The sequence below is a fragment of the Candidatus Methylospira mobilis genome, assembly GCF_009498235.1.
GTDB lineage: Bacteria > Pseudomonadota > Gammaproteobacteria > Methylococcales > Methylococcaceae > Methylospira > Methylospira mobilis.
The window spans coordinates 1,668,065-1,681,763 of sequence record NZ_CP044205.1; the positions used below are offsets into that span (position 1 = coordinate 1,668,065).

Below are 13,699 nucleotides of genomic sequence, written 5' to 3' on the forward strand. Positions count from 1 at the left end.
ATCAGGTAACGACCGTGGCTTTAATCAAACTCTTTGTAGATATTGTCCTGTTCCGGAAAGGGCCACAGGATGTACCCGCGTCCCAGTTGATGCTGGGTCTCTGCATGCTGGCCTATCTGTTGATAGGCGAAGTAATGTTGCTGATGGAAGAAAGCCTGCTGCGCGCCACGCTGCAGGTAGCGTTGGATGCAGTCATGCTGGCCGGCTTTGTGGTTGTTACGTTGAAGTTTGCCGGTTATGGCGAGCGCGTATTGCAGACGCTGAGCGCCTTGCTGGGAGTCGACGCGTTGATCAGCATGATTGCTTTCCCGGTGATGATTTCCCTGTCGTCCGGCCCGGAACGGGGTGGTGGGTATTTGCTGGTCATGCTGATGGTATGGCATCTCGCGGTCATGGCTCATATTTTTCGTCACGCCCTGTCCCGCTCATGGTGGGTGGGTTATGCCGTAGCGATGGTTTATACTCTGTTGAGTTTTCAGATATTGCAATTACTGTTCGGCGACTCGTCTTCCTCATAGGAGGTTATTATGAAAACTTACCGGAAAATCCTGCTGGCGGTCGATTTCGCGGATCATTTGAAAGTGGTGGTCGATCGCGCGCAAAGTTTGACCGAACTTTACCAGGCCGATTTAACCGTCCTGCACGTGGTTGAATACATTCCGTTGAGCGAGCCGGTTTACGGTTCCGTCCTGCCTTTGGATATCGACTTGACGGAACAGTTGGCGCAAGCGGCGCGCAAGCGCCTGCATACCATAACCAAACGCCTGAATTTGCCCGACACAGCCTTGCGCGTCGAAATCGGCAGCCCGAAATCGGAAATTATACGCGTCGCCGAAGAGTCAAAAGCCGATTTGATCGTTCTCGGTTCTCATGGAAGACATGGCATTGCCTTGCTGCTCGGATCAACCGCGACCTCCGTTTTGCATCACGCCACCTGCGATGTGCTGGCCGTTAAATTGAAAACCTGATATTTGGTGATCCATGACAGGAATTATTTGGATGGTAATCCGTAAACCGGTTTTTTTTACCGTAATATTTCTCCTGCCGTATACCGGACATGCGTTGGCCGCCACCGACCCGGTAGTGCTGACATTTTCTACAGTGGGCGATTCGCGCGTCGATCATGACGAAGCCAAAAACGCTAAATTGGCGGTAGCGCCTGACGCCGCACCGACCGCAGTCAATGAGGGCTTGAGCCGGGAAGGGGTGCTGTGGGGGCAAAATACGCACGCACTAAACCGTATTTTGCAAGGCGTCAAGGCGCAAAAAGCCAACATTCTGTTTTTTAACGGCGATATGATCATGGGCTATGGAAACCCTGTGTTGCCGCAGGCGAGCGATGCGGCTGTCGGGCTGTCGCTACAGGATGTATTGAATTCGGACCTGTTAAAAACTTATCGCGAATACGCTTATTGGCGAGGCTTTGTCGCCTCGTTGAACGATGCGGGCGTTTATGTCGCGCCGGTCCCCGGCAACCATGAGATGCAGTGCAGCAATACGCGTTATTGCAGCGGCGTACCCAAGGCGGCTGTGGCGGCGAACGAAAACGCATGGCGCGACAATATGGGCGACATGATACTGGACACCGAGCGCCTTAATGCGCTGCTTCCGTCATCGCTACGCGGCATTACGCATTTCGATAGCCGCAACAATCCTTACAACGATCCCGCAACGCTGCTGCCGTACGCCGGCTCCAATCCGGATGCAGTCAGTACCGATCAGAAACAGTTGAGTTATTCTTTCGATATAGCCGATTCGCATTTTGCCGTTATCAATACCGATGCGGTAGGCCGTGACGGACATGCGCCCAATGCATGGCTGGATGCCGATCTGACCTTGGCGGCAGGGCGCGGCGCCAGACATTTTTTTGTGTTCGGGCATAAGCCCGCTTACTTTTATAACTACGGAACGCCTCCGGTAGCAACTCCGCCCACCGGCGACCTGGCCATGTATGACGCTGATGCGAGAAATGCTTTCTGGCATGTCATTGTCAAACACAGGGCTACCTATTTTTGCGGCCATGAGCATATCTACAAGGCGGCCCAATTTCCGTCTCCTCCCGGTGCGGTCGATCCTGCGAACGGCCGCGCTTATGCGCCCGCCTATCAGGTTATCGTCGGCTCGGGCGGTTCTCCGTTCGACGCGGCAGCCGCTAGTCCGGGGCTGGCGAGAGGGGATCGCCAGTTTGCCTGGGCTACGGTCAAAATTCATCGCAGCGGTGCTGTAAAAATGGAGGTTTGGGGCTTTTCCGACAGTTATGGTCCGAATACGCTGCTCGAACGCAGGGTCTTGCCTTAGCCTGATAGTAAATCCTTCCTGTGCCGCGTTTACGAGTGTCCAGTGTCACAATGGCTTAAACATCATGGGTTAATATGTTGGCCGGTCATGAGTATAACGAGCTTTAAGGAAGCGCTGATTAATTCGAATATGCACAGACTGTATTAATCACAATGGCCTGAAAGGTCAATCGGCGCTTCCAGTAATCCTGGTTGTATCACTGACACGCATTTTTGTCGACAAAGAGATTTTCGCACATGCCGGTACAATACAGCGTTTCAAGGGGACGGCGTTACCCCAATGGGATAAGCACGGATCAGGGCGGGGTCAATTTCTCCATTTTCGGTTGGCACGCCACCCGGGCCGAATTGCTGCTTTACGAGCGCGCGGACAGTCCGGCGCCTTTTCAGATCATCCTGCTCAATCCCGATGAAAACAAGACATTTTTCTCCTGGCATGTTTACGTGGAAAAACTGCCGTCAGGAACGAATTACACCTGGCGCCTCGACGGTCCGCGCGATACCAAAACCTCGGGTTTTCGCTTTAACCCCGATAAGGAATTGCTCGATCCCTGGGCGCGCGCTGTTACCGATCATTTCTGGAACCGTCAGGCTGCCTGCGAAGGCGGCAGCGACGGCCCATGTTCCTACCGCGCGATGGTGGTTAATGAGGGTTATGACTGGGAGGGCGATGTTCCGCTCAATCATGCGCTCGAAGACACCATCATCTACGAAGTTCACGTGCGGGGGTTTACCCGTCATGCGTCCTCCAACGTCGCCAATCCCGGGACCTACTCCGCGGTCATCGAGAAAATTCCCTATCTCAAATCGCTTGGCATAACCGATATCGAGTTGCTGCCGGTAATGGCCTTCGACGAGCAGGACGTTCCTCCGGGGGCTGCGCGGCTGGGCCTTAAAAACTATTGGGGATACAGTCCTCACAGCTTTTTCTCGCCCCATCCCGGTTACTGCATCACGCCCGAGCAGGGGACGCACCGGCGCGAGTTCAAGGACATGGTCAAGGCGCTGCACCAGGCGGGAATCGGCGTCATACTCGACGTAGTATTCAATCACACAGCGGAAGGCGGAGTCGACGGTCCCACCATCAACATGAAAGGGCTGGGCAATGCGGGGTTTTACCATCTGGATAAATTCGACCGTAGCCGTTATCGGGACTTTACCGGCTGCGGCAACACCATCAATGCCAACCACCCGATAGTCGCCGATTTTCTGCATGACATTCTTGTTTACTGGGTTAACGAGTTTCATGTCGACGGCTTCCGCTTCGATCTGGCAAGCGCGCTGTGCCGGGGAATGGACGGCAATCCGTTGCGCGATCCGCCTGTGCTTTGGGCTATCGAGCTGTCGGATACGCTGGCGCAAAGCCGCATCATCGCCGAGGCATGGGATGCTGCCGGACTCTATCAGGTGGGCGGGTTTCCGGGGTTCCGCTGGCGGGAATGGAACGGCCGTTACCGCGACGTAGTCCGGCGTTTTGTGCGCGGGGACTGCGGTCTGATTGGTGAGCTGGCCACCCGCGTTTCCGGAAACAGCGACTTTTATCAGCACACGGGCCGGTTGCCGACCAGCAGCATCAACTTCGTTACCTGCCACGACGGTTTTACCCTGTATGACCTGGTCAGCTATAACGACAAGCATAATGAGGCCAACGGCGAAGATAACCGGGATGGCACCAATGACAATTACAGCTGGAATTGCGGCTATGAGGGCGAGTGCGAGGATACCGAAATCCTCGCATTGCGGAAACGTCAGGCTAAAAATATGCTTGCTATTTTAATGTTGAGCCAGGGCGTTCCGATGATGCGGGCCGGCGACGAAGTGCTGCGCACTCAAAAGGGCAATAATAACGGCTATTGTCAGGATAATGAGCTAAGCTGGTTCGACTGGAATCTGGCCGAACGTCAAGCGAACATGCTGCAGTTCGTGCAGCGGCTGATTGCGTTCCGCAAGCGCCATCCCTCCCTGCGCCGCCGGAGATTCATGACCGGCGGAATTCTGGCCGGCCGCGGAATTGCCGACGTGACCTGGCATGGAGCCCAACTGCATGCGCCGCAGTGGGATGACCCTGATAGCCGGCTTCTGGCCTATACGCTCGCCGGTAGACATGATACGGAAGCCGACCTGCATATCATCTTCAACCTGTCGCACCTGCCCTGCAAAGTCGAATTACCTATTGTCCCCGGACGCGTCTGGCATCGGGCGCTGGATACCGCGCTCGACACGCCTGACGATATTCCGGAGCCCGCTCGGCAGGTTCTCTGGAAGCAGCCCGACTATCCGGCTTTGCCCCGGAGCGTCGTGGTTATGGAGGGGCTGATAGTATCCGGGCAGCAGGACGGACGGAAGTAATTGCTCCTGTAAACAGATGCATGTATAGACGGCTTATTACCTACCTCAGCTGGGCGTTCCGGGTTGGCGTGGTCTTTTTTTCCGTATATCCGGGCATCAACTGGATAACAAGCCGGCGTAGCGATCTGTTTCATCCGTATTTTCCGCAGGAACTGGTCATGCCGTTTGCCCCCCGATTCATTTGGGCATACCTGCTGTCCATGTATCTATTGCTTCTGATTGCCGGAATGCGCATCATAACTGCACAAAAACGCTCGCCGCACGCAGCGGGCGACGCAGTGATATCAGTTGGTTTCTTCCAGAGGGAAACAAGGGTATGTCGGGGATTGGTCATGGCGTGGGCTCCGGTTTTAAGCGGGGTGGGTGATAAAAACATAGCGGACTATGGTGTTGAAGTAAATATTAAGTGGGTGCTGCAACACGCTCTACCCAAAGGCTTCCACCGCGCCCGCAACTTCGGCTTTTTACATCCCAACAGCAAACGGCAGTTCAAACTGCTTCAGTTGCTCCTGAAGCGAATACCCGATCCGGTATTGATGGAACCGAAAAAACGCCCGGCGCTATGCTGGCCTTGCTGTGGCGGCGAAATGAAGATCGTGCGCACCGGCATCAAACCGGGGTTCGACCGCTTCACAACGCCGGAGGGAGCGGAATAACAGGCAGCAAGAGCGGAGACGTACATGTAATCGCACCCACCAGCGCGTCCGGTTAACACCCCTGTATTCAGGGGCTGAAGGAGTCGGCCGGCCTGAAAACGGTCAAAGCCAGGACAAATCCACAGGGAATGTCCTGTTCAATGAAGGCGTTGCCGCAACGGCAATGATGAAAAGGCGCGAAGGTTGACGGAGTGCTCTTGAAAACCGAACTGCCCTAAAAGCTATTTCCATAGAAACCTCCTATCAACCGGGCTCGTCCAACAAATGGTTCAGATTGTGGCTCGCTTCGCGATCACAATCTAACCTTACTCGTTAGGCGAAATGCGTGATGCCAAGACCCCTCGTTTTTAGTTGCAATCCAACCTACGCCGCTGTCGATTATTCAGTGGTTTTGCTGTACATGATGAAGTTGAGGTCATCGCCCCAACCCTGCACGATCTCCGACTTGCCATCACCATTGAAGTCGCCGACCAACCACGTGACAGCCCCCGCGCCCTGGCCCATGGCGCCTGTCCAGAGGGTCTGGAGTCCTCCGGCGCCATCACTGCCGTACATGATGAAGTTGAGGTCATCGCCCCAACCTTGGATGATCTCCGACTTGCCATCACCATTGAAGTCGCCGACCAACCACGTGACAGCGCCCGAACCCTGGCCCATGGCACCCGTCCAGAGGGTCTTCATCGCGTTGGCACCGTCATTGCCGTACACGATAAAGTTGAGGTCATCGCCCCAGCCCTGAGCGATCTCCGCGTTGCCATCTCCGTTGAAGTCGCCGACCAACCACGTGGCAGCGCCCGAACCCTGGCCCATGGCACCTGTCCATTGGGTGGCTAATCCGCCAGCCCCGTCGCTGTCATACACGATAAAGTTGAGATCAGCACCCCATGCTTGGATGATCTCCGCCTGACCGTCTCCATCGAAGTCCCCGACCAACCATTTGACCGCGCCCGAGCCCTGGCCCATGGCGCCCGTCCAGTGGGTCTTAAGCCCGCCAGCGCCATCACTGCCGTACATGATGAAGTTGAGGTCATCGCCCCAACCCTGCACGATCTCCGACTTGCCATCACCATTGAAGTCGCCGACCAACCACGTGACAGCGCCCGAACCCTCGCCCATGGCACCCGTCCAGAGAGTCTTGAGCCCGCCAGCGCCATCGCTGCCGTACATGATGAAGTTGAGGTCGTCGCCCCAACCTTGGATGATCTCGGATTTGCCATCGCCATTGAAGTCGCCCACCAACCACGTGACAGCGCCCGAACCCTGGCCCATGGACCCCGTCCAGAGGGTCTTGAGTCCGCCGTAGCCGTCACTGCCGTACATGATGAAATTGAGCTCGTCGCCCCAGGCCTGAACGATCTCGGCTTTGCCATCGCCATTGAAGTCGCCGACCAACCAAGCGACGGCTCCCGAGCCCTGGCCCATAGCGCCCGTCCATTCGGAGGAAAGACCACTCGGAACGTGGCCGGCGGGACCTTTCGGGCCACTCTCGACCGACTTGTAGGTGTAGGAGTAGTCACCATAGATGGGAATGGGAACGTTGACGGTATCGAGTTCCTTCGTGTATTGGCCCCACCTGGCATCGAAATTCCACCACACCGGAGGTGTGATGTGATGTTCATCATAGGCTGAAAAGACGATGTCGAAGTGCCCGGCGATCGAGGCATCGAACTGGGGGCCTTGATCCGCGGTCAGGTCGAACAGGTCAACGTCCAGGTGACCGACCACGTAGTCTTTGTGGGCGACGCGCTTGTAGTTATGCTGCCCGGCCGATTCATAGTGTGCGTGGGAGTCTCTTGCGACGTAGATGATGGGGTGAAGACCTTGGTAGCTTAACGTCGAGGGATCCTGCACCCAGATGGTCAGATCGTGCCGGGAGAGGTAGACCTTCGTGATCTTCCATCCACCGGGCGCGCTGGCATCTCGACCGACGACCAGGGTCACGTGTTCCCAATCCCCGTAGTGACTGCCACTTTCCTTGAAAAACACTATCTCATCGATGATCGCGCCGAAGGTGATGTGAGCTTTGCCAGGGCCGTTGTACCCATAAAAGAGCCAAAACTGGATGTTGATGACATCGTCATTGACCCCGCGTTGCACGCAAACCTGCGCTGACGCCCTTTGAAGGTCGCCAAGCTCAAGACTGTCAGCGATATTGAGCCAGTAGCGGAACGACGTGCTCTTCGCATTTGGATCCGCCTTGGCCTGAACCACAGCGGCGGCCAGCGATTCTCCAGAGGACACATTCGCGCTACCCAAATCTTTTTCGTTGAACGCATCGTAGTCATCCTCAGCCGATATCAGCCCCCAGTTCAATGAGCAGGCCCCCGTAGCGAGGAAAGGGATGGGCGCATCGGGAAGGAATTTTTCTTGGGGATGGATTTGAAAAACGGGTCCGTACTGATGAATGATGGAGTTTACTTCTTCAATTGTGATCGTAGTCATAACAAATAAGTCCAGTAACGTTTATGCCCCCTCAATGGACAAGAAGGCCTAGGGGACTATTAACCTTTTTGGTTTGAATGCTACCTATGTTTGCTAAGGCGCCTAACCGCTCATGGCACAAGCGCCGCCCCCTATCATGCAAAACGCTTGCACCATGAACGGTTTCCCTCACCCAGCCCGCTTCGCGTCCCACGGACTGCGTTGCATCGCAGTTCGGCTACGGCGGTGCGCAGCATGTTTCGCAAAATTCCGTCTACGTTCCGAGGGGAGAGGAGGTTAGGTATTCGCTTCGCGATTTGCACGGTAACCGACAAGCGCCCTTGACCTCTTGCCGACTATATAACCTTACCATATAGATTTCCAGAGGGTTAGCGGTTTTGCCTTGAGACATCACCATCAAGGTCCGGGTCTGTTGCGCTATCCCCTGAGTTGCTCTTATTCGGCGTGCCGGTTATGATTTGCACCGCTGTGGCTATGATTGCGTTTTTCATGCGCTTTATGCGTCTGAGGAAAGTCGGCACCATAAGCGGATTGGATTATCACGGGTATGGAAGGTCAGGCGGAGGATTCTTGCGTAAATCGGTAAAGTCACGCTGTAGCCGGTATTGAGCCTATTCATTATCCGGCCAGTTGGATTAACAACCCTTTCCTGCATTACCGGGCGTAGCATGGTGAAAAGGGGGAGGGCCGGCGAGTTTAGTTACGACTTTATTTGCAACGCCAGTTTAAGCAGCGCCGCCACGCTGAGTGCATCGGTAAGCTCGCCGTCCATGATCATGCGTATTGCTTCTTCGACCGGCAGCTTGCGCACCGTGATATCTTCGGTTTCTTCGAACGAAGTTTCTCCTTCGCTCAAGTCTTCGGCGATGAAAATGAAGCCCTCTTCGTCGGTGACCGAGTTGGAGGTGTGCAAGTGCATGAATATTTGCCAATTTTTTGCGCTCAGCCCGGTTTCTTCCTGCAACTCGCGCTTGGCCGCAGCCAGAATATCTTCTCCTTCCGGCGACCCGCCCATCGGTATTTCCCAGAAGTAGGCGCCGGGAACATAACGGTACTGTCCCACCAGCCAGGTGTTGCCGTGTCCGTCGAGAGGAATTATGCCGACCGCCTTGTTTTTGAAATGGATGCAGCCGTATAGGCTGGTGCCGCCTGCCGGGTTGCGCACCTGATCTTCGTCCACCCGTATCCAGGGGTTTTCGTAAATCGGAGTGCGGCTGAGCTGTTTCCAGGCGGCTTTCTGCGACATGGTTTACTCCCGATGGTATTGGGGGCTGAGTTCATGCACAGCGGCTATCATCGCGCCTACATGTTCCGGGTCGATGTCCGGGTGTACGCCGTGTCCCAGGTTGAACACATGCCCTGTGCCGTTGCCGAATCCGGCAAGTATTGCGCCCACTTCGCGGCGGATAACCTCGGGAGAAGCGTAAAGCGCAACCGGATCGAGATTGCCTTGCAGCGCGACCCTGCCGCCGACGCGGCGGCGCGCATCGGCGATGGATAACGTCCAGTCCAGTCCCAGTGCGTCGTATCCGCTTTCCGCCATCGCTTCCAGCCACTGCCCTCCGCCCTTGGTAAACAGTATGGCCGGTATCGACCTTCCGTTGACGGTGCGAGTCAGTTGCGCGCGTATGCGTTGCGCATAATCCAGCGAAAAAGCCTGATATTGCTCCGGGGTCAGGGTTCCGCCCCAAGTGTCGAACAACATCACCGCATCGGCGCCTGCGGCGATCTGGGCATTCAGATAAGCGCCGACCGCCGTCGCCAGTTTATCCAGCAACTTATGCATCAGAGCAGGCTCATCGTAGATCATTCGTTTGGCTTTGCGGAAGTCGCGGCTGCTCCCGCCTTCTATCATGTAGGTCGCCAGCGTCCATGGGCTGCCGGAGAAGCCTATCAGCGGCGCTTTGCCGCGCAGGTTTTGTTTTATCAAGCGCACGGCGTCGACGACGTAACGCAGTTCGGTTTCAGGATCGGGTATCGGCAGGCGCTGAATATCGGCGGCGTTGGCGATCGGGCGCTCGAAGCGCGGTCCTTCGCCTTCGAAAAAGTCGAGCCCCAGGCCCATTGCATCGGGTATGGTCAGTATGTCGGAAAACAGAATCGCGGCATCCAGAGGAAAACGCTCCAGCGGTTGCAGCGCGACCTCGCAGGCCAGTTCCGGATTGGTGCAGAGCTGCATGAAGCTGCCGGCCTGTTCGCGCACGCGGCGGTATTCGGGGAGATAGCGTCCGGCTTGCCGCATCATCCAGACCGGGGTGCGTTCGACGGGTTGGCGCAACAGGGCGCGGATAAAGCAATCGTTGGTGAGTGTCATGAGTGTAATTATGCGTTTTGAGTTATGGGCCGCGTCCGTACCAATCGAGCGTCGCTTTCAGCAAAGCGCTGTCCACGGGTATGGGCAAAGTGGCCTCGCCGATGCGCTTCAGTAAAACCAGGCGCAGATTTCCGTCGATATTTTTTTTGTCAACGGCCATATGCTCGATGAACGCGTCCGTGTCCACGGTTTGCGGCGGAGTGGTCGGCAGACGCGCGCGTTCGATCAATTTGATGATGCGGGCTACATCGGCGTCGCCGAGCCAGCCCAGCCGCCGCGATAAATCAGCGGCCTGACATATGCCGATGGCGACGGCCTCGCCATGCAGACAGACGCCGTATCCCATCGCAGTTTCGATGGCGTGGCCGAAGGTGTGTCCGAGGTTGAGGGCGGCGCGTACGCCGGTCTCCAGTTCGTCTTCGCCGACGACTTCGGCCTTATTGATGCAGGAGCGCTCGACCGCATAGGCAAGCGCTTCTTCGTCGCGTTGCAGCAGCCGCTCCATGTTGGCTTCCAGCCACTCGAAGAACGGCAGATCGCGGATCAAACCGTATTTGATGATTTCGGCAATGCCGGCGTAAAGCTCCCGATCCGGCAGGGTTTTGAGCACGGACGTGTCTATCAGTACGTAACGCGGCTGGTGAAATGCGCCGATCATGTTCTTGCCGCGCGGATGGTTTACGGCGGTTTTGCCGCCAACCGAGGAATCGACCTGGGCCAGCAGCGTGGTCGGGACCTGGATAAAGGGCAGCCCGCGCTGATAGCAGGCGGCGGCGAATCCGGCCAGATCGCCGATGACGCCTCCTCCCAGCGCAATCAGCGTGGCGTTGCGGCTATATTGGTTGGCCAGCAGCGTATCGAAAACCTGCATCGCCGAGTCCATGGTTTTATAGGCTTCTCCATCGGGGAGGATGATCGTATTGACTATGCGCTCGCCCAGCTGCGATTTGACGCGATCGATATATAGCGGCGCAACCGTCGTGTTGCTGACGATCATGACCTGTTTGCTCAGAAAAGGCGATAACAGATCGCTGCCATCGAGCAGGTCGGACCCGATATGTATGGGATAGCTGCGTTTGTCTCCCAGGTTGACGTTGAGTGTTTTCATGGGCGCGGTTCAGGGCTGAATTGGTTAAATGCCGCGAGGATACGGTGTATCGCGGCACGGCTGGAATAACGTCCGGTATCGACTGTAAAGTCGGCCAGATCGCGGTAAATGGGGTCGCGATAGCGGTACAGTTCTTCGAGACGCGCTCGCGGGTTTTCCGTTTTCAGTAATGGGCGGTTGCTGTCTTTACGCGTCCGGCTCAACTGGGTATCGACATTGCACTGCAGGTAAACGACAAACCCCCTTTCTCGGAGACAGGCCTGATTGGCCTGCTGAATAATGGCTCCGCCGCCGGTGGCCAGAATAATCGGGCTTTGCAGGGTAATTTCGTCCAGCACTTCGGACTCGCGCTTTCTAAACCCCGGTTCGCCTTCGTAATCGAAGATCATCGGGATACTGACGCCGGTTTTACGTTCTATTTCCTTGTCGCTGTCGAAAAAGGCGATGCCCAAAGACTTGGCAAGCTGGCGTCCTATTGTGGTTTTGCCCGCACCCATGGGACCAACCAGAAAAATATTGCCGTTGTGTTTCATGAAACGGAATCAAAATTTACATCCGGCTATGATAGCACGTCGTTTCCTCATGCTATAAGTCTATGCCGTCGGTGGGCGCGTTCAGATCTCCTGGGGCCTGAATAGTTTGCCGCCCGATTCGATTTCCACTTTACCGGCCAGCAGTAGGGGCGAATCGACGCGTCAGTTCGTAGGCAAATATCGCAGCGCTGGCCGAGACGTTCAGCGACTGCATGTTGCCGAGCGCGGGTATGGTAACCAGGGTATCGCAGGCTTTTTGGGTGGCTTGCGGCAGTCCGTGCTCTTCGTTGCCCAGTATCAACGCAATAGGGCGAAAAATGCCTCCCAGCGCGGTAAGCGGTTGCGCCTTGCCGCCGAGACTGGTTCCGACGACATGATAGTAAGGGCGCAGTTTGCCTATGGCGTCGGGAAGATGCTTGATGCGGTCGATGCTGAGCTCTTCCAGACCGCCTTCGGCGACGCGGTGAGCCGCGTCGGAGATGCCCGACTGTTCCGGATGGTCGGAAAGCGCCAGATGACGGATACCGAAAAAGGCCAGGCTGCGCGCAATGGCTCCCAGGTTATGCGGGTTGCCGACACCGTCGAGAATAAACAGGTGCTGACCGGCTTTTGCCCAGGATTTCGCTGTTTCGAAATTGAGATCATATACCGCGCGCGGCATGGCGGCGGCCACTACGCCGCCATGCAGTACGGTTCCGGCTATGCGCGTCAGCTCGTCTTCCTCGACGCAACGGTAGGGGCGACGGTTTTTTGCCATTTGCGCGCACCACCCGCCGACCTGATGTTTGGCCCGCTCCTCATAATACAGGCGCATCACTCGCAGAGGCTCATGCTTGAACAGCGCGCTGACTGCGGCGAACCCGGAAATTTTCGCCAGTTTATCGTGCCAATCCAAATCAGTTGGAACGGCGGTGGCAGGCGCGGGTTCTCCGCCGGCTTTCTGCTCGGAGGCAGGCGGCTGTTCGGTTTTCAGGCCCCGCGGTTTTGCCTGTGCGCCCCTGTTGGCCGGGCGAGTCGATTTGGAGGGCTGTTTCATGATTGCTCGGCTTCGTCAATTTTGTCCAGGGCGGCTTGTCCTACATGGTCGCGGGCAAATTGCCAGGCGACGCGGCCGCTACGCGAACCGCGTTCCAGCGCGAAGCGCAACGCGCCGGCGCGCGCCTGCTCGAACGTATCGTCCGCACCCAGTTGCTGCAGCCAGTAGCGGATAATTTCCAGGTATTCTTCCTGATTGAAGGGGTGAAAAGACAACCAGAGTCCGAAACGCTCCGAAAGCGATATTTTTTCTTCGACGCTGTCGCCGTGGTGAAGTTCGCATTGATCCTGATTGCCGGGCAGATAACGCGCCTGCTGGTTTTCGCTCTGAAACTCGGGCAGCAGGTGGCGGCGGTTCGAAGTGGCATAGATCAGTACGTTTCGACCGAGTTCCGCAACCGAGCCTTCCAACACCGCCTTGAGGGTCTTGTACTGGCCGTCGTTGGCTTCGAACGACAGATCGTCGCAGTAAAGAATGAATTTTTCCGGGCGTTGCGTCAGCAGGTCGAGTATGTCCGGCAATTCGTGCAGGTGTTGCGGGTCGACTTCGATCAGGCGCAAGCCGGCGCCGGCATATTCATTCAACAAGGCTTTGATCAACGACGACTTTCCCGTGCCGCGTGACCCCCACAGCAATGCATTGTTGGCGGGCAGGTCTTGCATAAACTGGCGTGTATTGCGCACCAGCCGGTTTTTCTGGCGATCAATGCAACGCATGTCCTCCAAGCGTAACTTTCTGGAAATGCGTAAGCCGCTCAGTTTGCACGGATGCGCCGCGCCGCGCCATTTGAAGGCCAATGCGCCGTTCCAGTCGACTGCCTGGGGCGGAGGTGGCAGCAGCGTTTCCAGATGGTCTATCAGTGTTTCGGCGCGCTCGAACAGCGCGTCCAGTTTCGTAGTGGTCATGTCGATAGCCAGCGATGATTCGGCGCTGATGCAAGAGTGCCGGAGAGAGGGCAAAAGTG

The 13,699-nt window shown here is 56.4% G+C and carries 11 protein-coding genes and 1 pseudogene; 5 read left to right on the top strand and 7 right to left on the bottom strand.

Features of this window, described 5'->3' with window-relative positions:
* Positions 1–14: 14 nt before the first annotated feature.
* From F6R98_RS07380 to F6R98_RS21955, 5 genes and pseudogenes are all read left to right on the top strand, one after another.
* Positions 15–518: a hypothetical protein gene (locus tag F6R98_RS07380; RefSeq protein ID WP_153248458.1), complete on the top strand. Its 504-nt coding sequence runs from the start codon at positions 15–17 to the stop codon at positions 516–518.
* A 9-nt stretch (positions 519–527) separates the two neighbouring features.
* Positions 528–968, top strand: coding sequence for a universal stress protein (locus F6R98_RS07385; protein ID WP_153248459.1), 441 nt, complete (start codon positions 528–530; stop codon positions 966–968).
* 13 nt (positions 969–981) lie between these two features.
* On the top strand, positions 982–2,298 hold the full coding sequence (locus tag F6R98_RS07390; protein ID WP_153248460.1) for a metallophosphoesterase family protein: 1,317 nt from the start codon (positions 982–984) through the stop codon (positions 2,296–2,298).
* A 236-nt stretch (positions 2,299–2,534) separates the two neighbouring features.
* Positions 2,535–4,646, top strand: a complete 2,112-nt coding sequence (gene glgX / locus F6R98_RS07395) for a glycogen debranching protein GlgX (protein WP_153248461.1) — start codon at positions 2,535–2,537, stop codon at positions 4,644–4,646.
* A 401-nt stretch (positions 4,647–5,047) separates the two neighbouring features.
* A pseudogene (locus F6R98_RS21955) lies at positions 5,048–5,302 on the top strand (IS91 family transposase); the annotation flags it as partial.
* Positions 5,303–5,680: 378 nt separating this feature from the next.
* On the opposite strand, the gene F6R98_RS07405 reads toward F6R98_RS21955, so the two are convergent.
* The 7 genes from F6R98_RS07405 to F6R98_RS07435 form a co-directional block, all read right to left on the bottom strand.
* Positions 5,681–7,744 (bottom strand): Vps62-related protein, encoded by a 2,064-nt coding sequence (locus tag F6R98_RS07405; RefSeq protein ID WP_153248463.1) that lies wholly within the window; start codon positions 7,742–7,744, stop codon positions 5,681–5,683.
* Between the two features lie 700 nt (positions 7,745–8,444).
* The gene (locus tag F6R98_RS07410; protein WP_153248464.1) at positions 8,445–8,990 is read right to left on the bottom strand and encodes an NUDIX domain-containing protein; all 546 of its coding nucleotides are present in this window, start codon (positions 8,988–8,990) and stop codon (positions 8,445–8,447) included.
* Positions 8,991–8,993: 3 nt separating this feature from the next.
* Positions 8,994–10,058, bottom strand: a complete 1,065-nt coding sequence (gene hemE, locus F6R98_RS07415; RefSeq protein ID WP_153248465.1) for a uroporphyrinogen decarboxylase — start codon at positions 10,056–10,058, stop codon at positions 8,994–8,996.
* Positions 10,059–10,080: 22 nt separating this feature from the next.
* Positions 10,081–11,166: a 3-dehydroquinate synthase gene (aroB, locus tag F6R98_RS07420; protein WP_153248466.1), complete on the bottom strand. Its 1,086-nt coding sequence runs from the start codon at positions 11,164–11,166 to the stop codon at positions 10,081–10,083.
* Entirely contained in the window at positions 11,163–11,699 is a 537-nt protein-coding gene (gene aroK / locus F6R98_RS07425; protein ID WP_153248467.1) for a shikimate kinase AroK, read from the bottom strand. The genes aroB and aroK overlap by 4 nt, the downstream gene beginning before the upstream one ends.
* 130 nt (positions 11,700–11,829) lie before the next feature.
* On the bottom strand, positions 11,830–12,735 hold the full coding sequence (locus F6R98_RS07430; RefSeq protein WP_228125154.1) for a TrmH family RNA methyltransferase: 906 nt from the start codon (positions 12,733–12,735) through the stop codon (positions 11,830–11,832).
* On the bottom strand, positions 12,732–13,640 hold the full coding sequence (locus tag F6R98_RS07435; protein WP_153248468.1) for an ATP-binding protein: 909 nt from the start codon (positions 13,638–13,640) through the stop codon (positions 12,732–12,734). Before F6R98_RS07435 ends, F6R98_RS07430 begins: the two co-directional genes overlap by 4 nt.
* Positions 13,641–13,699 lie beyond the last annotated feature (59 nt).

What these genes read in the sequence shown, in the direction of transcription:
- F6R98_RS07390 (WP_153248460.1), top strand. Translation starts at nt 982, where the DNA reads ATGACAGGAATTATTTGGATGGTAATCCGTAAACCGGTTTTTTTTACC.
- F6R98_RS07435 (WP_153248468.1), bottom strand. Translation starts at nt 13,640, where the DNA reads ATGACCACTACGAAACTGGACGCGCTGTTCGAGCGCGCCGAAACACTG.
- F6R98_RS07385 (WP_153248459.1), top strand. Translation starts at nt 528, where the DNA reads ATGAAAACTTACCGGAAAATCCTGCTGGCGGTCGATTTCGCGGATCAT.
- glgX (WP_153248461.1), top strand. Translation starts at nt 2,535, where the DNA reads ATGCCGGTACAATACAGCGTTTCAAGGGGACGGCGTTACCCCAATGGG.
- F6R98_RS07430 (WP_228125154.1), bottom strand. Translation starts at nt 12,735, where the DNA reads ATGAAACAGCCCTCCAAATCGACTCGCCCGGCCAACAGGGGCGCACAG.
- F6R98_RS07410 (WP_153248464.1), bottom strand. Translation starts at nt 8,990, where the DNA reads ATGTCGCAGAAAGCCGCCTGGAAACAGCTCAGCCGCACTCCGATTTAC.
- aroK (WP_153248467.1), bottom strand. Translation starts at nt 11,699, where the DNA reads ATGAAACACAACGGCAATATTTTTCTGGTTGGTCCCATGGGTGCGGGC.
- F6R98_RS07405 (WP_153248463.1), bottom strand. Translation starts at nt 7,744, where the DNA reads ATGACTACGATCACAATTGAAGAAGTAAACTCCATCATTCATCAGTAC.
- aroB (WP_153248466.1), bottom strand. Translation starts at nt 11,166, where the DNA reads ATGAAAACACTCAACGTCAACCTGGGAGACAAACGCAGCTATCCCATA.
- hemE (WP_153248465.1), bottom strand. Translation starts at nt 10,058, where the DNA reads ATGACACTCACCAACGATTGCTTTATCCGCGCCCTGTTGCGCCAACCC.